This is a genomic window from Listeria farberi, assembly GCF_014229295.1.
GTDB lineage: Bacteria > Bacillota > Bacilli > Lactobacillales > Listeriaceae > Listeria > Listeria farberi.
On the sequence record NZ_JAARZL010000004.1, the window covers coordinates 160,783 to 181,359 of the forward strand.

Below are 20,577 nucleotides of genomic sequence, written 5' to 3' on the forward strand. Positions count from 1 at the left end.
TAGGCTTTCTTTTTTATAAATTGCGTACAAATGCTTGAATAACTGCCACTTCTTCACTATCGCTTGTATTTCTAATTTGATAAGTACCGACAATCGCAGGAACAATAAATGTTTCTCCGTAATGCACTTCAAATGGCGCGAAAGAATCGTCAATACTTTCAATGACAGCACTTGTTCCTTCTACTAAATTGAGCATATTGACACTGTCGTTTGTGTGGATGACAACAGTTTCTTTAAACCAGTGGCGGTGGGTTTCAATAAATTCTAATTCATGCAAACCAGTGCGTTCTACTTTGGAGTCATTATCTTCATGTAAAGTTTCGAATTGATTCATTAGGTTCTCTTTCACCCATTTTGTGTCACGGTCAAGTTGTAGGTTTTCTTTACCATGTTCTAAATGTACCGGGCGTGGAACCCCGTCTAAACCAGTACGTTCCCAATCCCATAGTTTAAAAGTAAAAATATAAGGAGTCGCACTAATTTCTAAAACTACTGTATTCGGACCTCCACAATGAATCGTCCCAGCAGGAATTAAAATATGATCATGCTTTTTCACTGGGAAGACGTTAATGTATTTTTCATCAGGAAAACGATAATTTCCTTTTGAGGCTTTTTCTAAATCAGCCATAATTGCTTCTTTCGTTATACCTTCTTTGGTTCCAAGGTAAACGGTAGAGTCGCTATCTGCTTGTAAAATATAGTAACTTTCATCTTGTGTATAATGAATGCCAAACTTATCTTGCGCATACTCTACTAATGGGTGGACTTGAAGGCTTAAATTACCACCGCCCATAGTATCAAGGTAATCAAAACGAATCGGGAATTCCGTGCCGAAGCGGCTATGTACTTTAGGCCCAAGTAACTCATTCGGGAAATGGTTCACAACATTCGTAGATGGGACTTCAACCCGGATATCTCCAAAACGCATGTATAAGCTATTTTCTTCTGGAACACCATCAAATGCCCAACCATAATTATCAGCAGAAGGATCCAGTCCAAAATTATTTTTCATCCACTGGCCGCCCCAAACACTTGCATCAAAGTATGGGACGACTCTAAATGGTGCTTTGGAAACTTGTTTTAAGCCATTTCGGTAATCTTCCCCGCGTACCATTTTTGGTTCGTTTTTTTTATTTGTATCAAGTAAGAAATTTACTTGGTGATAGAGTTTTTTCTTTTGACGGTCAGCCATGCGCCATTCAAAAAAGTACCCACGTTTAAATTTACGAAGCGCATCTTCAGCTGCATTGTCTGCCTTCCAGTTAGGTTTATTTTCCTTGCGATAGCGGCATTGAATCTCCCAGCGAGCTAAATCTGCATAAATTAGAATATCCGGATTTGGCGCTATAACGGTCGCTCCCGTTCCATAAATAACAATTAGCCCATTAATAGCTGAAATTTCTCTTTGAATTTCTGCAAGTTTTTCAGCGGAATAAAAATCGCTCACTTCAAAATGAGACATAATACCAAAAACGCGATCATCTGTTAAATGAGGTTCGATTTTGGTCGTTACTTCCTTATTATTTAATGCCCATTCATCTGCAAAAATGGCTTTTTCGATGGGTAATAGTGGAAGTAGCTTAGTGGCAATTTCTTCATTTCTCGTTCCTGGGTAACATTCAATGGCTACGATAGTTTGTTTTTGATTCTTTCTTTGAATGGCAGTTTGTAGTTCCTCGGCAATATTTTTGTAACCAGCCCAAGCACCATCAAATTGGTTGATTTTCACTTCAGGTGCTAAATCGTATGTGATCAAAAAAATCACTCCTTGTTTATATTGTTATTACATTATAAATATAACATTATATATTCCATCTGTCATCACAATTAATTGTCTATTTTTCTTATAACAATTCCATTTTTTTGTAACAGAATGTACACAATTTTTTTCGGGAAAATCATATCTAAATGGTTTTTTTTCGTGTAAAATATAACATTGAAAGCAATCAAATTTAAAGAGGTTCTATTTATGGAGAAAAGTGGATTTGTTGCAGATCCCATATACGGAGAAATCAAGAATGAGATTATGACTAACACTTTGGAAAATGGCGATAAAGTGGATATAGAAGACATCATGAAACGATTTCAAGTCAGCAAACGAGTAGCTTTTGGCGCGCTCCAATGTTTACATAAAAGCGGTATTATTTGCAAAAAAACTGGAGAAAACGGTTTTTCAGTCGCAATCCATAGTGAAGCTGAGCATCGCGAAAAATCACGTTTAAAGTTAGCTTTTTTTCATCTCAATTATGCAGTACAGAAACTTCAAGAAAAAAATGCAGAAATATGCGCAACCTGTCTTCGTAAAGAGCTAGTTTATATCAAGTTAGCCGCTAGGGAGCAAGATATAAATGTATTTAGTAATCATGTGAAAAACTTTTATGCTTGTATGATTCACTATACTGGAATGCCAGCGCTTGAAAAAAATATCGATATTCTTAACCAAACAATTCTAAATATGAAAGATAACAATGAAAAATTGTGCTTTGAGGCTTTTATGCTTGATCTAGCTGAATCATTAGAACAGTTAGTTCTCTCGTTAGAAGCGAAAGAATTTGAAAAATGCCACTTAGTCATTCAAAAATTCTACGATGAAAATATCTCAATCTTATTTTCCTAATCGAAAAACCCCGTACGGCTAATTCGCCACACGGGGTTTTTCTTTTCGGATGAGCTTGTCTTGCCACTCATCTGATGGGCCGGACCATGTCTGGATGTTTCTGAATAAACATACAACATTCGGAAAACGGTGAGGCATTTTCAAACAAGTAGGCGAATTCTTTATCTTACTACTTACTTCTCAAGATATTCTAACTAGCGAATAAATGAGCGCCCGTAACTTGTCCAAATAGTGGCCATAAATGATACGATACTTTATTCGCTTATTTACCAATTTAGTGAGGATAAAAATATTGATAAACGAGCGACGTAACGAAATTCCGTCTTCCTACAACTAAGTTAGCGTAAAGTCCTTGACGCGGCGTATACTCCTCGCCTTCCTCCTGTAAACTAAGCGTTAGTTGCTTGACACTAAAATCCTTCACCAGACGTTTGCCGGCATATGACAAAGCTGAGAAAAAAATCAGCTTGTACACCAAGTTTTTGTCATTCGCATCACCTTTTTTTGTTCGTTGTACTCTATATATAACCGTTCTAAATAATTGTAAACGCTTTATCTTAAAAATGATTATAAAGTCATAGTTCTAGCTTTAAATAGGGTCTTTTGTCAGAGGAAATAAGCCATTAAAATATCATCTACATACTTACCTTGAATAATAAACTCTTTTTCGAGACGACCTTCTTGTTTAAAACCATTTTTTTCATAAAAGCGAATTGCCTTTTGATTAATTGACAGCACCCGGAGAGAGATTTTTATAAAGCTTTTTTCTTGTGCAACTTCTTTCATTTTGTCCATTAAAAGTTGACCGATGCCTTCGCGCTGAAAATCCGGGTGAACGGCAATATCTATCTCTGCTACATGTTTGTTGGATGGGAGTGGGATAGGGGATTTATACCCAAGAATGCCAATTATTTTCCCCTCTTTTTCAACGACTATTTTGGAACCAGGAGGATTCTTTAATAAAAATTCAGCCTCACTATCAAAACGGACATCACCAGGAGTCGTCCCAGGCGTCCAAACTAAATGTTCTAATTCAATCATTGAAGCTGAGTCTTTTCTTTCAGATAGTCTGATTTGCATAATTTACCAACTCTCTTTATTTTCTTTTGGCGTAGGAAAGGGAGGTTTTCCAAGTTTTCCATAGACCATCATTACTGTAAAGCAACACATTTCCTTGATAAAGGCGAACAGTTAGGAAAAATGCTCCAACGACACTTGCGACTAAAATTGCTAATGAGCTAAAAATACCAATCGTTGAAACAGACAATAAGTCCATCCGCGCTAACATCATCATCGGTGAAAAAGTTGGAATATACGAGCCGATAATAACAAGTAAATTATCCGGCGCATTAGCAGCTGCAATGGAACCCCAATAACCAATAATAGCGAGAATCGTCATTGGATAGATAAACTGAGCTACTGTTTCTACATTTGGCACCATCGAACCAATCATCGCTGCGAGTAAAATGTATAACAATAAACCTAAAATAACAAATACTAAGTTTAAAACAAGATAGTAAGCTGGAAAAACAGCAATTTGATCTAAAATGTTTTGGACCATATCCGTATTTCGGCCAGCAACAAGAACGACAGCTCCACAAACAACATAAAAGCCAATTTGGGTGAGAAGCATAAAAATAATGGCTGTTAATTTAGCAAATAAGTGCGTTCTAGCAGAGACACTTGATAAAATGACCTCCATTATTCGAGTGCCTTTTTCTGTCGCGATTTCAGAAGCAACAATGTTTGCATAACTCATGACGAAAATGAAAATAACGAGGGTTAAAATCAATACTGCTGCGCTCATAACGTCTTTTTCATGATTAGTTAGTTGATTATTTGATTCTAAATCATTTGTCACAGAAACAGGGGAAGTAATTGATTGTAATTGCTCATTGGTGATTTTATACGCCGCTGCTTTTTCAGCAATTTTTGTAGCGGTGAGATCTTCTGTTAAACGGGTTAAAACATCTTGCCCTGCTGTTTCTTGCGTTGTATAAACCGCACTAACGGTGTCATTTTTTTGTGTAATAGAGACGAATCCGTCAATTTTACCTTTTTTTAGAGCGGACTGGGCAGATTTTTTGTCATTAATGGCAGTATTTACTTTAAAATGGCTCTTGTCCTTAGCGAGTGACTGGGCAAAAATCGGATTATCAGAAAGTACGGCAATCTTTGCAATAGTTTTAGTAGAGTCGAAATAATCGACCATTTTTGGAATGCCTGCAATTAAGGCGGCAATTAAAACAGGAAATAAAAGTGAAATTAAAAAGGATTTGGTTTTGACACGTCTTTTGTAAACTTGCTTTGTTATCACCCAAAATTTACTCATTAGATTCACCTGCTTTCCATTTGAAAATTTCTTCAAGCGTTGGTGTTTGGAGGCTGAAAGTTGGGATGAAGCCATCCTTTGTTACATATTCAAAAATCTTTTCGGCATCTGTTTCATTAGCAATTTCAAGTTGAAAAACGCCGTCCCGATGCGTTTGGATATTTAAAACGCCTGGTAAATTAGCCAGTTCCTCTACTGTATGACTAGATTCAATCAAAATTCGTTTGCGACCAAAAACAGACTTTACAGATTCAGTCGTGCCTTGAAGCACCGTACTTCCTTTTTTCAGCATTAAAAGGGAATCACAAAGTTCCTCCACATTTTCCATTCGGTGACTCGAGAATATAATGGCTGCTCCAGACGCACGTAAATCAAATACAAACTTTTTCAAAATTTCTGCATTGACAGGATCTAGCCCACTAAATGGTTCATCTAAAATAACAAGTTTAGGTTGATGAATAATTGTACTTAAGAGCTGGATTTTTTGCTGATTTCCTTTAGATAAGGTTTTAATTAAGTCGGTTTTTTTGCCAACAATTTCCGCACGTTCCAACCAGTTATCGATTTCTGCTTTTATTTTTTGTTTCGGGTAACCTTTTAATTCAGCAAAAAAGATTAATTGTTCTTCAATCGTAACATTAGGATATAAACCGCGTTCTTCTGGTAAGTAACCAATGATATTTGGATCTATTCTGCTTACTTCCTTACCGTCCCAAGTAATTTTCCCTGAAGTTGCTTCTAAAAAATGTAAAATTAGCCGGAAAGTAGTTGTTTTACCAGCACCATTTTGACCAATTATTCCGAGTATTTTCCCTGGTTCTACTCGAAACGACAAATCATTAACTGCCATTTTTTCCCCAAACTTCTTCGTAACATTATGTAGTTCAAGCGTCATAAAAGTACCCCTTTCTAAGTCTTCTCAAATTTCATTATACTTTTTTACTGGTAAATTGTCTTGCTAGAAGATAAAGACATTACTAAATCCACTTTCACAAACCATGCCAAAAAATTGTCTAGTGTAGTGGACATAACTTGGTGTAACCGTTTTCTTTTATTTGTGTATAATAGAGCGTAGAGGGAGGTGATGAAATGCTTCTAACAAAAACGGAGCGTGCATTAATTAACTTATTTTTAACGAAAAATGATTTTTTAACAGCAAATCAACTTGCTGAAATGCTCGAAGTTTCCTCTAAAACAGTTTATCGTAAAATTAAAAATATCAATAGTGCCACTGATGAAAAAGAGATTATTATCTCAGAAAAAGGGCGTGGTTATAAACTGAATTATAAAGCATATATTCAAGCAAAATTAGAAACAACTAGTGATATTTTCGGTTATACACCATCTGAACGTCGTGAAAAGATTTTACTTCAAGTTTTGTTTAAATCACCGAAGTACTTAAATATCGCAAAATTATATGAAGGTTATTACGTTGGATATAATTCGATAAAAAATGATTTTGCACTTTTAAATCAATCTATCGAGAAATACCATTTAACGCTTGAAAAAAAGCAAAAAGAAATCCGCGTTGTTGGGACAGAAGAAAATATTCGTATAGCTATCAACGAAGTCATTAACAACTTAGATTTATCTAGATATGATGATTTGAAAATAGAACATAGTAATCTCAATAATGCAGATGTAGAATTTATCGTCAGGCAGATGGAAATCATTGAAAAAAAGTTAATGATCAGTATTCCGTATCCGTATGATATCAATATTTTTTCCCATTTATACATTTTAATTAATCGTTTTCGCCAAGGTGAAGTAGAAGATTTTGACGAACCAAAAGAAATTTATTTAGTATCAAATGAAAGACTTCATAGTATTGCGGTAGAAGCCATTGAAGCAATTGAACAATATTTAAAAAAGGAATTACCTAAACGCGAAACTTTCAATTTTTTACAATATTTAATTTCCTCTCGCTTTAATCACGAAATTGAATTAATTTCGAGTAAACCTTTACCAATCGTAGAGGAAATGACTGATTTTTATATTAATCACGTAGCCAAAAAAATTGCTATACCTATTAATAAAAAACAATTAAAAATTGAGTTGCTTAGCCATATAAAACCAATGGTAAACCGAATGAATCATCAAATTAACATAAAAAACAACCTATTAAGCGATATTAAATTAGAGTACGGTCAACTATTTGAAATTATTAAAGAAACCGCTCGTGATGTGGCGGAGACGTTTAAGTTAAAAACAATATCAGATGATGAAGTCGGCTATATAACGATATATTTCGCCAAACATATGGAAGAGTCCCCACCCATAAAACGAATTATTATTATGTGTTCAAGTGGCATCGGAACATCGGAACTTTTAAAAGTAAAGGTTCAAAAAGCTTTTCCAGATGTCGAAATAGTAGACGTTTTATCATCTACTAAATTCAAAAATAGCTTGCAAGACTATCAGAATATTGATTTTATTCTAACAACAATCAACGCAGAAAGTACAAACGAAATTCCTTCTTTACTTGTGAGCGCAATGTTTACAGAAAAAGATAAAATGATGGTGAAAAAATTGATGGAAAGATTATAGGAGGCGGATTCATGGATATTTGGGAATTAGATATAAGTAAAGTAATAAGCCCGGCGCTTGTAAATTTAGAGTTACAGGCAACGACAAAATTAGAAGTAATTGAAGAATTAACAGACTTACTTGTTGAAACAGGTGCAGTAGTGGATAAAGAAACTTTTATTGCAGATGTATTATACCGCGAAGAAGAAGGGAAAACCGGGCTTGGTGAAGGGGTAGCAATTCCGCACGGGAAATCAGCAAGCGTCACTAATACATCTATTGCAGTTGGCAGAACAAAGACTCCGGTAGAGTGGGAGTCACTTGATGATAAACCAGTCAATATTATTATTCTTTTTGCTGTGAAAAACTCAGATGCTACAACCACCCACATTAAATTGCTTCAAAAAGTAGCCATTTTACTTGCAGATGATGAGGTGATAAATCAATTTCAAACTGTTCTAACCAAAGAGGATTTTATAAAATTATTAGCAAAAAACCAAGATTAGGAGGCACTTATCATGAATATTATTGGAATTGCTGCTTGTACATCGGGAATTGCTCATACGTATATCGCGAAAGAAAAACTAACGAAAGCGGGCACCGCACTTGGACATACTATTCATATTGAAACACAAGGAACGATTGGGATTGAAGACGAACTTTCAGCAGAACAAGTAAAAAATGCGGATGTCGTTATTATCGCTGCTGACATTAAAATTAGTGGTAAAGATCGTTTTAAAGGGAAGCGTATTGTTGAAATACCGACAAATTTAGCAATTAAAGCACCAAAACAAATTATTAATAAAATAGATAACGAAATAAATAACTAGGGAGTGAACTAGCATGATGAAAAAACTGCAAATCAAAAAACATGCACTTACAGCGATTTCGTATATGTTACCGTTAGTTGTTGCCTCGGGATTACTTATTGCCATTGGAAATTTAACAAATGGGCAAGTGATTGAAAACTATAAAGCACCATATTCTATTCCAGATGCACTCGTTTCTCTCGGTGTTCTTGGTATGGGGCTACTTGCACCAGTTATTGCAGGGGCGATTGCCTACTCGATAGCAGATAGACCCGGGATTGCACCTGGATTATTAATGGGGTTGATTGCTAATTCAATTGGAGCAGGCTTTTTAGGTGGCATGCTAGGAGGTTACTTGGTCGGTTATTTTGTACTAATCCTTGTGAAATATTTAAAGGTACCAAAGTGGGCACAAGGTTTAATGCCAATGATGATTATTCCGCTTATTAGTAGTTTAGTCATCGGATTGCTAATGTATTTTGTAGTAGGTGTGCCAATCGTTTGGGCAACAGAGGCGATGACAAGTTTCTTACAAGGTATGCAAGGGAGCATGCGGTTTGTTTTCGGAGCAGTCTTGGGCGCTATGGCCGCTTTTGATTTTGGTGGACCGGTAAATAAAGTAGCTTCTTTGTTTGCAGACGGCTTACTACTGGAGGGAGTCAAAGAACCAGAAGCTGTAAAAATTCTAGCTTCGATGGTACCGCCATTTGGAGTAACGCTTTCTTGGGTAATCTCAAAATTAATTAAAAAGAAAAAATATACAAAATCAGAAGAAGATAATATCAAACTCGCCTTTCCAATGGGAATTTGTATGATTACAGAAGGTGTTATCCCGATTGCTGCAGTGGATCCGATACGCGTTATTATTTCATGTACATTAGGGGCTGCTGTTGGTGGTGGTCTTAGTATGACTTGGGGTATTGGATCGCCAGTACCATCAGGTGGAATGTTTATTGTTCCAGCAATGAATGAACCAATTTTATTCTGTTTGGCACTTTTGATTGGAACTTGTGTAACAGCAGCAATGCTACTCCTATTAAAACGGGAGCCTACAGAGGAAGAAGAATTAATTGCGGACCAAGCTATAGAAGAGGAAGAAGTCGATTTGTCTGGAATTAAAATTTCATAAGACGAGGAGAAATAAAAAATGTATGTTTCGATGAAAGGAATCCTAAAGCGTGCAAATGAAGGGCGCTATGCTGTCATGGCAATTAATTGTTTTAATTTAGAAACAGCACGAGCGGTTATCGATGCTGCTCAAGAACTCCGTGCGCCTATTATCATTGATTTGCTCCAAGATCATTTAACAAGCCATCTAGACGCTCGTTTTTTAACGAACCCTATTATAAAAATGGCAGAAGAAGCAAGCGTTGAAGTAGCGATTAACTTGGATCACGGGCATAATGTTGCTATTGTAAAACAATGTTTAGAAGCAGGCTTTTCAAGTGTCATGATGGATGCATCCAGTTATCCTTATAAAGAAAATGTTGCAATTACGAAGAAAATGGTTGAATTTGCAGAAACTTATAATGCAAGTGTTGAAGCAGAAGTTGGAAATATTGGCGCGGTGACAGGGGAAAATTATACAAATCAAGCTATGTATACGGATCCTAAACAAGCTATTGATTTTGCTAACCAGACTGGAATTGATGCACTCGCGATTTCATACGGCTCTTCGCACGGTGATTATCCAGGAGGGTTCACGCCAGCTTTTCAGTTTGACATTGTACGAGAAATTAAAGAAGCGACTAATATGCCACTTGTTTTACACGGAGGTTCTGGTTGTGGTGAGGAAAATATTTTGGAATCCATTCGGCTTGGTATCAATAAAATCAATGTTGGCTCAGACTTCATGAAAGCGCAAGTTGATAAAATAAAAACTAATTTAGAAGAAACGCCAACGATTAATTATGTTGACTTAATTAGCGATACGATTACAGCCGGCAAAGAAGTTGTGCAATATTATATTCAATTATCCGGTTCTACTGGAAAATCACTTTAAAAGGAGAAATGAAAACATGTTAGTAAATATGAAGCAATTATTAGAAGTAGCTAAAGAAAATAAATTTGCGGTTGGTGCATTTAACGTGGCAGATAGTAATTTTTTACGAGTAGTGGTAGAAGAAGCTGAAAAAAATAATGCACCAGCGATTATCGCGGTACACCCAACAGAACTAGATTTTACAAAAGATGATTTTTTCCAGTATGTCTTATCAAGAATTAAAAATAGCCCAGTGCCTTTTGTACTTCATTTGGATCATGGTGATAATATGAGTGATGTGATGCGAGCAGTTCGCTGTGGTTTTAGTTCTGTCATGATTGATGGCTCGTTGCTACCTTTTGAAGAAAATATTCGCATCACAAAAGAAGTAGTAGATGTTTGCCACCGATTAGGTATTTCCGTAGAAGGAGAGCTTGGAACTATCGGGAAAACAGGTAATAGTATTGAAGGTGGAGTAAGTGAGATTATCTATACGAAACCAGAAGAAGCGAAAGAATATATTTTGCGAACAGGGGTGGATACACTCGCAGTAGCTATAGGAACAGCTCATGGAATTTATCCAAAAGACAAAGAGCCTAAATTACGTCTTGATATACTACAAGAAATCAAAGACCTAGTAAATATTCCACTTGTGCTCCATGGGGGCTCAGCGAATCCAGATGATGAAATTGCTGCTGCAGTTAAAATTGGGATTCAGAAAGTTAACATTTCCAGTGATTATAAATATGCCTTCTATAAAAAATGTCGCGAAATTTTAAGTACGACTGAATTATGGGATGCAAATGCGATTTACCCAGATTGTATTAATGCTGCAAAAGCAGTAGTGAAGTATAAAATGGAACTATTTAAGTCAATTAATCAAGTAGAGAAATACCAACTAGCAAATACCCAGGCTTGGCGCAATAACGTAATCTAAACGAAAAACCAAGAGCGATTTTTATTGCTCTTGGTTTTTTATAAAGTTGAAAGTAAAGCTTCTGTATGAATCAATTCTTGTAGCTTTTGGACATCGTTAATGCGCCAAGGCTTTTTTTGTGATTCTAAAATACCTTTTTCTCGTAAATGACTAAGAACTTTAGATGTATAACTTTTGGAAGAGTTTGAGTGGTCAGCAAGGAACTGATATGTTAAAAATTCAGGTAACTCCACTGCTTTTTCAGAAACCCTTAAGCCATAATCAAGCATAGTATTTAGAGAAAAATAAATACTATCGCGAGAACTTAATTTTTCTTGGACGGCGATAAGATACAATCTCCTTCTCGTTTCAGCAAGTTGGTGGAGCATTAAATAATTTCTAGGATCCTCTAATTGCATCATTTTCCGAAAAAATTGAAATTCAATTTTCCACCAAACTACATCCGTTAATGCAATTAGCATCATATGTTTAGGTATATCCTCAGTATAAACTGGAAGATAAGGAAAAGCGCCTTTCTGTAGAATATAAGAAAAATTATACTGATTTGTTCCTTCAAAAACTAGCTTCATATAGCCTTCTTCTATTATATAGATATATTTTCTTTTTTTATCTGCTGTAAGGATTGTTTTATGAAGAACGCGTTCTTGTATACAATATTTATTAAAACCAGGATCTTTTTTAAGTAACTTAAGAATATTACTAATGGAAGCAAATTGATCTAATGTTTCTTTCAAATACATGCTAGTTCCTCCTTTATTGTAATTTCCCCCTATTGTTCTGCAATAAAACGCTAAAACAGATATTCTTCTAGAAGAATACTTTCTTCCAAATAATTGACGCGAAGGAATAGTTAATCTAGCTAAAAACCGCCTTAAAAAGTTCATAATTAGCTTTAAAAAAAGGTTAAAACTACAATTTTAGAAGAAAATAGTATTCAGTTAAATACTATTTTTTAAAAATAACAAAGGGACTATATTTGACCAAATTTAGACGGCTCTTAACAAGGTTTATAATATAAATATCAAGAAAAACGACAAAATAAATTACTCAGCAAATAAGGTTTAAATGTGACGAAAAAGTCAAAAATAGTTGCTAAAAGGTGGAAGTTTGGTTTTTTTGTTGGGTTCCTTTTAAAAGTGTTTGGTAGTATCATCACTTGTAAGAAGCCACTCATCGCATTATAAAACTATTTGCTTATGACACAAAATAGAAATGAGATGACAATAAATGCAGTCGTTATTTGAAGATTTGTATAGTAAAAAAGTATTAGAAGAAGAATTTGGGTATAAACGATTTTTACAAACTTTAATTGACCACAGAATCCCGTATAAAAAAACAAAAATTTCAACCAATACAATTTTATTAACAGAAGATATTTTAAATACAAAAGTTTACTTTATTGAAAAAGGGATTGTTTCATTAGAAAAAGAGAAAAATGTAGTAAGTTTTCTAGGCCCCAACCAAATTGCTGGTTTAAATGACTATTTTATGGCAGAAGCGAATGTTTATACAGCAAGAGTCATCGAAACGATTACAGCATATGAATTCGATAAAGAGGATGTCATTTGTTCGATTATTGGGATGCAAGAGGGGTGGCTCTATTTATATCTTAATAATCGTAATCATGAAAATGTTTTAATTGAAAAATGTAACTTAATGCGGGGGAACGGGGAAAGTCGATTAAGGGAGTCTTTAGAACAATTAGGGAAATTTTTTGGTATTGAAAAAGAGGGAGTGCTTCGCATACCAAAGTGTTTTACAAGAAAATTAATTGCTAATTATGCCAATCTTTCAGTTCGATCGGTTACACATTTGTGTGGAAAGTTGATAGAATCGGGATTTTTAGCAGAAAATTCGAAGTCTTTTATTTTATTGAAAAATTATGAAGGTAGCTGTGGCAAGATAAGAACTAAAGCAACATCTCCATAGCGAAACGAAAAGATCATTTAGCATTGTTTAGATGCTAAATGATTTTTTTATATAAAAAAACAAGAAAAGAATTCTTTTCTTGTTTTTTAAGGATGAGCCGTGCTGGGTTCGAACCAGCGACCCTCTGATTAAAAGTCAGATGCTCTACCAACTGAGCTAACGGCTCTAAATATGACTGGGCTAGCTGGATTCGAACCAGCGCATGACGGAATCAAAATCCGTTGCCTTACCGCTTGGCTATAGCCCAATAATAGAAAATGGTGGAGGGGAGTGGATTCGAACCACCGAACCCGAAGGAGCGGATTTACAGTCCGCCGCGTTTAGCCACTTCGCTACCCCTCCGATATAAATGCCGACTGCAGGAATTGAACCCGCAACCTACTGATTACGATTCAGTTGCTCTACCAGATTGAGCTAAGTCGGCGAAGAATCGCTCTTTACTGGTAAATCGAAATCTCTTGCATCGTTAAATCTTTAAAACAGATACTAATACATAATATAACATTTTTAATATTTTTACCAGCTTTTTTTTCAAAAAAATGAAATTAATTTTTTTAGCTGCTTTTTTGATTAAAAGTGACCCGTACGGGATTCGAACCCGTGTTACCGCCGTGAAAGGGCGGTGTCTTAACCGCTTGACCAACGGGCCATTTACATAAAAGTTTTTTACCGCTAGAAACTATTATATAAAAAAAGGATATCATTTGTAAATACCCAAATTAAATTCTTTTTTTTCTGAAAATAAAAGTGTGAAGAACGGGTTATTTATCTGATTAATGGGTATGTATATTGAAGAGAATATGAAATAAATATTTAGGTGACATAAATGGAAAATGAAGCTTTATGAACAACTATTCAAGTGGAATGTAATTAGCCTTATAAAATAATACAAATTAGTATTACAATCTAAAATCAGCTGTGCTATAATGTGTCTGGTCAACTTGAAGTTAGCTAAAAAATCACATAAAAAAGGTAGGGAATACTATGGCATCGCCGCTAAAAAGATTATTAATCGGCCGCCCTCTGAAAACATCAGAAGCTGGAGACCAAAAATTAGGGAAATTAAAAGCTTTAGCCGTTCTATCATCAGATGCGCTTTCTTCCATTGCATACGGTACAGAACAAATTTTATTGGTACTTGTAACTGTTAGTGCTGCAGCTATGTGGTATTCATTACCCATTGCACTTTGTGTTCTTGTTCTTTTGTTTGCACTAAATCTTTCTTATAAACAAATTATTTATTCTTATCCACATGGTGGTGGAGCATATATTGTTTCAAGAGAAAATTTAGGAAACAATGCTGGACTAATCGCAGGAGGTTCTTTACTGGTAGATTATATGCTTACAGTAGCTGTAAGTGTGTCTTCAGGAACGGATGCAATTGTTTCAGCAGTGCCATCATTGTATCCTTTTGCAGTGCCTATAGCAGTATTGCTTGTAGTGGGTGTAACGATCATTAACCTTAGAGGGATTACTGAATCTGCTAGTTTACTTGCCATTCCGGTCTATTTATTCGTTTTTTCCATCATTGCTCTTATTTTTACAGGTTTATTTAAAGTGTTAACTGGTATGGATGCTAGTCATGAAACAGCCGCAGTTGGAACTCACGTACAAGGTGTAACAATCTTTCTACTATTAAGAGCATTTGCTTCCGGGTCTGCTTCTTTGACAGGTATTGAAGCTATCTCAAATGCAGTGCCCCTATTTAAAGAGCCGCGGCCAAAAAATGCGGCCAAAACATTAACTTTAATGGCAGGACTATTAGGCTTCTTCTTCGTAGGTATTACGGTTTTAGCATTTGTTTATGGAACCGTACCTGAATTGAAAGTAACAGTGCTATCTCAGATTGCTGAAAATGTATTTGGCAGAAACTTTATGTTTTATTTCATTCAAGCTACAACAGCGCTGATTTTGGTTTTAGCCGCTAATACCGGATTTTCTGCATTTCCAATGTTAGCTTTTAACCTAGCTAAAGATAAATTTATGCCAAGAATGTATTTAGCTAGAGGAGATCGATTAGGCTACTCCAACGGGATTATTACTTTAGCTGTAGGATCTATTTTATTAATTATTTTATTCAAAGGGAAAACAGAATTACTTATCCCGTTATATTCAGTAGGGGTTTTTATACCATTTACTCTGTCACAAACAGGTATGATTGTAAAATGGTGGAAACAGCGCCCGAAAGGCTGGAAGAAATCTTTATCCGCTAACTTACTTGGGGCGTCTATTTCATTTACAGTACTTCTAGTATTATTCTTAACGAGAATTGAGTCTGTATGGCCTGTATTTGTATTTATGCCTATTATGATTTATGTTTTCCATCGTACAAGACATCATTATCGTAAAGTAGGACCACAACTTAGAATTGACGAAACAATGGACTTGCCTGATTTCAAAGGAAATGCCGTTATTATTTGTGTATCCGATACCACCAAAGTTGTAGAAGGAGCATTACAGTATGCTAAGTCTATTGGCGATACAGTCATTGCTGTTCATATTTCTATTGATAAAAAGCAGGAAAAAGAATTTGTTGAGAGATGGAATAGAGTTCATCCGGAAGTTCGTATGGCTAACCTGTATTCTCCGTATCGGTCGATTTCAGATCCATTAATGAAATTTATTGATACAGCAAAACAAAAAGCTGACCAAGACAACTACTCACTTACGGTATTAATACCACAGTTTATCCCTAGAAAAGGTTGGCAAAATGTCCTTCATAATCAAACAAGCCTATTGATTCGTACAAGACTTCTAATGAAAAGAGATGTTGTTGTTTCAACGTATCCATATCATTTAAAAGAATAATAAGAGAAAAACGGAAGAGACCTTCGGGGGAAGAGGGGGGATGCTCTTCCGTTTTTATAATGGAACGATATAAGCTTACCTGGATGAAATGGATTTGTAAAAAGACGAAAATAAGATTTTGAGAGCAAAAAAATGAATAGAAATACCTTTTTCTCTAAACAAAAATCCTCTTTTTGCCATTAAATGCGAAAATAAATTCTATTTTAAGTTTTAAAAGATTTTTTTCATGAAAAATAAAAAGAATTCCTCACTATAATAATTAGGGGAACTTTTATGTATATATTATAAATAAAACATATCTAGAAATGGATATATCGGTGAATAAAAAGTAATACTTATATACAAATATGAATAAATATAAGTAGCATGACAGGTAAGTAAAAGGACTTAATTAATATTACAAACTGGTAACAAATTTTTCTTTTTGATGAATTCAGAGTGAGTGGATTTATTATGGGCGAAGAAAGCGCTATATAGAGCCATTTCCTTTTTTTTGAATAAGCCTTGAAGTTCCTTTCAGACCTTGAAAAAAGCCAGTTTTCGCGTTATAATTTCTGTAGTTGATAGGAGAGATTAATTTAGTAAAGGAGCGCTTTGTATGCAGGAACAGGACATTAGGTATTATGTACTACCTACTATTATCACTTTTATATTGGGAATAGCTGCAATGAATACATCTAGTTTTCCATTTATTAGTTTTCTGACAACTACGCTCGTGGCTATTACTATTGGAATTTTAATTGGTGGGATACATCAATTGTGCCGAGTAATTATTAAGGCTTATCAACACACAAAGGAACGCAGAGTCTCTCAAAAAAAGTGGCAAACACTTTAAAATGAGTCTTTACATAATTATAATAGACCAAGCATTTTCGTGTTTTTAAAGGGAATGCTTTTTTTGTGGGTTAAATCTTATTTTTTTTTGCGGAAAAGATGGTACAATAAGGAAGATTATGAATGGAGGAGGTTGGAGATGGCGACTTTAGCAGATGTTGCGAAACGGGCAAATGTCTCCAAAATGACAGTTTCACGGGTTATTAATCATCCAGATCAAGTCTCAGATGAACTGAAAATGCTTGTTTATAGTGCGATGGAAGCTCTAGAGTATGTACCTAACTATGCAGCTAGAGCACTTGTTCAAAACAGGACACAAGTTATTAAATTTTTGATTTTAGAAGAAATTGATACAGTTGAACCTTATTATATGAATTTATTAACGGGAATCAGCCGTGAATTAGATAAGTATTATTATTCACTTCAACTTGTTACGCAAAGGTCCAGAAATATCGGAGCTTATGATGGGCTTATTGTCACAGGAATACGGGATAAAGATTATGATTTAGGTCTTTTGGATATTGATAAACCAGTTATTTTTTATGGTGAGAATAAACGTGGCTATGATTCTATAGATGTAGATAATAAAAAAGGAACGATGCTAGCGACAGAGCATATGGTAGAGATTGGTTTTTCGCGAATTGTATTTTTAGGAATTGATTTACTTGATGAGCAGTTTATGAAATCACGTTTAGAAGGATACGAAAAAGTGGTGCGAAAACATGGACTTAATCCGGAAAGTTATTTTATTGCGAATAGTTCGAGTGTTGCAGAAGAAAAAGCATTTGAATTATTACGTTATAACTCAGAAAAAATTGCCATTGTTTGCGCTTCAGACCGTATTGCGATAGGAGTTGTTCGTGCAGCAGCAACTTTCGGTCGTCGTTTTGGTGAAAATATTGCCGTAACAGGATTTGATGGTGTCTTCTTAGATCGAATCTCTTCCCCAAAAATCACTACTGTTCGCTCTCCTGTCGTTGAAATGGGAGAAGAACTTGCAAAAATGTTACTTGCTAAAATTAATAATCACGGAAAACCTCAAGGAAACCTATTATTTACTCCAGAATTACTGATAAGAGCTTCTACAACTGGAAAAGAAGAGTAATAAAAACGCTAGGAATCTTTTTCCTAGCGTTTTTTTTATTTGAGTAAAATAGGTAAAAATGCAACAAAATCAAAAATGAAATGCACGATAAAAGTAACCCAAATGGAGTTGGTTTTTTTAAACAAGTAGTTCAAAATGAGCCTGGCAGGAGCTAAAGTAATGATACATTGTAGAAAGTTAAAATCATAAGATGTCAAATGCCAAGTTGCAAAAAGTAAAGAACATAATAGTGAAGCTTGCCAAAATTTCCAGTTCCATTTTTTCCAAGCGGCGTATAACAAGCTTAAGGATAGTAATTCTTCACCGAGTAGCATAAATGGAATACTTGTAAAGACATAAGACCATGTAAGAACACTGTTGATACCATTTTCCGTTGTACTACCTGCGAAATAAGCCCACGCATAATTGAAAAAAGCGCTGATAATAATTAATGCAGGAGCACCGATAATTATCCATTTGAAACTAAAATGTTTAAACCAATCAAGAAATTCTGCTTTTAGAATGATAAAAGCAATAACTCCCATACATAGGGCATTAAAGAAAGCACCTATGAATTCTAACACTCCAATATTGGAAATGATGTGCGGCAAAAGAAGAAAAAGAACACCAATAATGATTGCGCTGGAAAATAACCAATACCCTTGTTTCTTTAAGCTTAAAGTATTTTCCATTTTATCCTCCTTTTAGACCTTTTTTCAAAAGATTTTATTAGTCCATGAGTTATTATAGCTCTTTACTTTAAATCAGTAAAGTTACTAATTTGTCACTTTAAAAGAGGAGAAGTAATTGTTTTTTCTATATATTGAAAGAATGTTAAATAGCCAAAAAAACTTGTTACCGTTAACGAGCGAGAAAAGGTTGCAAACGCTTTAATGGAAATGCTAATTTGAAATAGAACGAAAGGTGATATAGGAGGAGAAAAAATGGAAAAAGCAGGGATTTATCATCAACCGGCGAGTAGCTATGCTTATAGTTATGACGCTAAAACATTACATATTCGGATTAGAACGAAACGTTTGGATATTAGCAAGGTTACTTTAATTGCTGCGGACCCTTACTTATGGAAAGATGGAAAATGGCAAAGTGAATCTTATACGATGCGCAAAATCGCAGAAACAGAAGAGCATGATTATTGGTTTTTTGCAATCACACCAGAACATAGACGTCTTCAATATGGGTTTTTATTAACTGATACAGAAGGAGAAACAGTCTTTTACGGTGGACGAGGTTTTTTTGAGCCGACAGAAGCGAACTTAGAAACGATGGATTATTATTTTAAATTTCCATTTATACATGCTGTTGACACGTTTGAAGCGCCTGAATGGGTAGGTAAAACTATTTGGTATCAAATTTTCCCAGAACGTTTTGCAAATGGAAACCCGGCAATTTCTCCTGAAAATGCCTTGCCGTGGGGAAGTAAAGACCCGAATACAACAGACTTTTTTGGTGGAGATATCGAAGGGATAATCGAACACTTAGATTATTTAGTAGAGCTTGGTATTAATGGGGTTTATTTGACGCCTGTTTTTGAAGCACCAACCAACCATAAATACGATACAGTTGATTACAAAAAAATTGATCCGCATTTCGGAGACAAAGAAACTTTTAGAAAGTTAGTTCAAGAAGCGCATAAACGTGGTATTCGCATAATGTTAGATGCGGTGTTCAATCACATCGGAGACACTTCCGCACAGTGGCAAGATGTTGTTTTAAACGAAGAAAAATCAGCATATCGCGATTGGTTCCACATTCACAGTTTCCCAGTTCGTCAAAATGAAAATGGCAATATCGAAGGAGAAGCAACACTTTCTTATGATACATTTGCTTTCACAACGCACATGCCAAAATTAAATACAGCTAACCCAGAAGTTCAGAAGTATCTACTAGACATTGCCACTTACTGGATTCGCGAATTTGATATTGATGGTTGGCGCTTAGACGTTGCTAATGAAGTCGATCATGCTTTTTGGAAGGAATTCAAAAAAGCAGTCCAAGCGGAAAAAGAAGATATTTATATTCTTGGTGAAATTTGGCATGACTCTTGGATTTGGTTACTTGGAGATGAATTCCATGCAGTAATGAACTATCCGTTTACTCAAACGATTATCGAAAACTTTATTGAAGAAAAAATTACTCCTGAACAAATGGTTTCAGGTATTAATGAACAATATATGCGCTATCCAAATCAAGTGAATGAAGTGATGTTTAACATGCTTGATAGCCATGATACAGCGCGTATTTTAACCCGTGCTAATAATGATGAGGACAAAGTAAAACAAGCGCTTGCCTTCATGTTCGCACACACTGGTTCGCCGTGTATTTATTACGGAACAGAAATCGGTATGGACGGTGGAAATGACCCAGGTTGCCGTAAGTGTATGGAATGGAATGAAGCAAAACAAAATCAATATATGCTAGCATTTACGAAAAAATTAATCGCGCTAAGAAAAGATAACCAAGCAATTATCACATCCGGCGAATTAACTTGGCTAGGTGCAAGTAGCGAAACAGGCATTACAGCATTTTCTAAAGAATTAAATGGTGAAAAACTGTATTTCCTTTTCAATCAAGCAAAAGAAGATAAAGATTTCACAATTTCATTTGAAAATACAGCGACTGATATTTGGAACAACCGAGCTGTAACAGAAAATCTTGTCATCCCAGCAAAAGGATTTCTTGTTATTAAAGAAAACAGCTAA

At 35.2% G+C, this 20,577-nt stretch carries 18 protein-coding genes and 5 tRNA genes; 12 read left to right on the plus strand and 11 right to left on the minus strand.

The genetic code is table 11. From position 1 onward, the window contains the following. Positions 1-13: 13 nt before the first annotated feature. Positions 14-1,756: a class I mannose-6-phosphate isomerase gene (locus HCB38_RS11790; RefSeq protein ID WP_185638629.1), complete on the minus strand. Its 1,743-nt coding sequence runs from the start codon at positions 1,754-1,756 to the stop codon at positions 14-16. Between the two features lie 213 nt (positions 1,757-1,969). Here HCB38_RS11790 and HCB38_RS11795 point away from each other — a divergent pair, with 213 nt between their 5' ends. Further along, on the plus strand, positions 1,970-2,617 hold the full coding sequence (locus tag HCB38_RS11795) for a GntR family transcriptional regulator (protein WP_185638631.1): 648 nt from the start codon (positions 1,970-1,972) through the stop codon (positions 2,615-2,617). A gap of 606 nt (positions 2,618-3,223) precedes the next feature. Here the strand turns inward: HCB38_RS11795 and HCB38_RS11800 are convergent. From HCB38_RS11800 to HCB38_RS11810, 3 genes are read right to left on the minus strand one after another with little or no spacing between them, the layout of a single operon-like run. Then, complete coding sequence (locus HCB38_RS11800) at positions 3,224-3,697, minus strand: GNAT family N-acetyltransferase (RefSeq protein ID WP_185319305.1); 474 nt, start codon at positions 3,695-3,697, stop codon at positions 3,224-3,226. A 16-nt stretch (positions 3,698-3,713) separates the two neighbouring features. Continuing rightward, on the minus strand, positions 3,714-4,949 hold the full coding sequence (locus HCB38_RS11805) for an ABC transporter permease (RefSeq protein ID WP_185638633.1): 1,236 nt from the start codon (positions 4,947-4,949) through the stop codon (positions 3,714-3,716). Continuing rightward, complete coding sequence (locus HCB38_RS11810; protein ID WP_185319303.1) at positions 4,942-5,844, minus strand: ABC transporter ATP-binding protein; 903 nt, start codon at positions 5,842-5,844, stop codon at positions 4,942-4,944. Before HCB38_RS11810 ends, HCB38_RS11805 begins: the two co-directional genes overlap by 8 nt. 194 nt (positions 5,845-6,038) lie before the next feature. Between HCB38_RS11810 and HCB38_RS11815 the strand changes: the two genes are divergently transcribed. The 6 genes from HCB38_RS11815 to HCB38_RS11840 are packed head-to-tail and all read left to right on the plus strand — an operon-like array spanning position 6,039 to position 11,202. After that, on the plus strand, positions 6,039-7,496 hold the full coding sequence (locus HCB38_RS11815; protein WP_185620281.1) for a BglG family transcription antiterminator: 1,458 nt from the start codon (positions 6,039-6,041) through the stop codon (positions 7,494-7,496). An 11-nt stretch (positions 7,497-7,507) separates the two neighbouring features. Next, the gene (locus HCB38_RS11820) at positions 7,508-7,981 is read left to right on the plus strand and encodes a PTS sugar transporter subunit IIA (RefSeq protein ID WP_185638635.1); all 474 of its coding nucleotides are present in this window, start codon (positions 7,508-7,510) and stop codon (positions 7,979-7,981) included. A 12-nt stretch (positions 7,982-7,993) separates the two neighbouring features. Beyond that, a complete protein-coding gene (locus tag HCB38_RS11825) occupies positions 7,994-8,305 on the plus strand; it encodes a PTS fructose transporter subunit IIB (protein ID WP_185319300.1) in 312 nt (103 codons plus the stop codon). A gap of 16 nt (positions 8,306-8,321) precedes the next feature. Next, complete coding sequence (locus tag HCB38_RS11830) at positions 8,322-9,413, plus strand: PTS fructose transporter subunit IIC (RefSeq protein WP_185638661.1); 1,092 nt, start codon at positions 8,322-8,324, stop codon at positions 9,411-9,413. 18 nt (positions 9,414-9,431) lie between these two features. After that, positions 9,432-10,286, plus strand: a complete 855-nt coding sequence (locus HCB38_RS11835) for a class II fructose-bisphosphate aldolase (protein WP_185638637.1) — start codon at positions 9,432-9,434, stop codon at positions 10,284-10,286. A 16-nt stretch (positions 10,287-10,302) separates the two neighbouring features. After that, positions 10,303-11,202, plus strand: a complete 900-nt coding sequence (locus HCB38_RS11840; protein WP_185319298.1) for a ketose-bisphosphate aldolase — start codon at positions 10,303-10,305, stop codon at positions 11,200-11,202. Positions 11,203-11,240: 38 nt separating this feature from the next. Here the strand turns inward: HCB38_RS11840 and HCB38_RS11845 are convergent, their stop codons facing one another. Beyond that, positions 11,241-11,942, minus strand: coding sequence for a Crp/Fnr family transcriptional regulator (locus tag HCB38_RS11845; protein WP_185638639.1), 702 nt, complete (start codon positions 11,940-11,942; stop codon positions 11,241-11,243). A 487-nt stretch (positions 11,943-12,429) separates the two neighbouring features. Between HCB38_RS11845 and HCB38_RS11850 the strand changes: the two genes are divergently transcribed. Further along, positions 12,430-13,131: a Crp/Fnr family transcriptional regulator gene (locus HCB38_RS11850; RefSeq protein ID WP_185319296.1), complete on the plus strand. Its 702-nt coding sequence runs from the start codon at positions 12,430-12,432 to the stop codon at positions 13,129-13,131. A 93-nt stretch (positions 13,132-13,224) separates the two neighbouring features. On the opposite strand, the gene HCB38_RS11855 is transcribed toward HCB38_RS11850, so the two are convergent. From HCB38_RS11855 to HCB38_RS11875, 5 genes are all read right to left on the minus strand, one after another. Beyond that, a tRNA-Lys gene (locus HCB38_RS11855) sits at positions 13,225-13,297 on the minus strand. Positions 13,298-13,306: 9 nt separating this feature from the next. Continuing rightward, a tRNA-Gln gene (locus tag HCB38_RS11860) sits at positions 13,307-13,378 on the minus strand. An 11-nt stretch (positions 13,379-13,389) separates the two neighbouring features. Continuing rightward, a tRNA-Tyr gene (locus HCB38_RS11865) sits at positions 13,390-13,473 on the minus strand. Between the two features lie 8 nt (positions 13,474-13,481). Continuing rightward, positions 13,482-13,555, minus strand: a tRNA-Thr gene (locus tag HCB38_RS11870). Between the two features lie 153 nt (positions 13,556-13,708). After that, positions 13,709-13,780 (minus strand) — tRNA-Glu (locus HCB38_RS11875). Positions 13,781-14,115: 335 nt separating this feature from the next. On the opposite strand from HCB38_RS11875, the gene kimA reads away from it, so the two are divergent. The 3 genes from kimA to HCB38_RS11890 all read left to right on the plus strand — a co-directional run bounded on the left by kimA (position 14,116) and on the right by HCB38_RS11890 (position 17,878). Beyond that, complete coding sequence (kimA, locus tag HCB38_RS11880; RefSeq protein WP_003767874.1) at positions 14,116-15,939, plus strand: potassium transporter KimA; 1,824 nt, start codon at positions 14,116-14,118, stop codon at positions 15,937-15,939. A 598-nt stretch (positions 15,940-16,537) separates the two neighbouring features. Then, complete coding sequence (locus HCB38_RS11885) at positions 16,538-16,774, plus strand: hypothetical protein (RefSeq protein WP_185607843.1); 237 nt, start codon at positions 16,538-16,540, stop codon at positions 16,772-16,774. Between the two features lie 138 nt (positions 16,775-16,912). Then, the gene (locus HCB38_RS11890) at positions 16,913-17,878 is read left to right on the plus strand and encodes a LacI family DNA-binding transcriptional regulator (protein WP_185319294.1); all 966 of its coding nucleotides are present in this window, start codon (positions 16,913-16,915) and stop codon (positions 17,876-17,878) included. 35 nt (positions 17,879-17,913) lie between these two features. On the opposite strand, the gene HCB38_RS11895 is transcribed toward HCB38_RS11890, so the two are convergent. Further along, positions 17,914-18,549, minus strand: a complete 636-nt coding sequence (locus HCB38_RS11895; protein WP_185638641.1) for a CPBP family intramembrane glutamic endopeptidase — start codon at positions 18,547-18,549, stop codon at positions 17,914-17,916. Between the two features lie 252 nt (positions 18,550-18,801). On the opposite strand from HCB38_RS11895, the gene HCB38_RS11900 reads away from it, so the two are divergent. Beyond that, positions 18,802-20,577: a glycoside hydrolase family 13 protein gene (locus tag HCB38_RS11900; protein ID WP_185319292.1), complete on the plus strand. Its 1,776-nt coding sequence runs from the start codon at positions 18,802-18,804 to the stop codon at positions 20,575-20,577.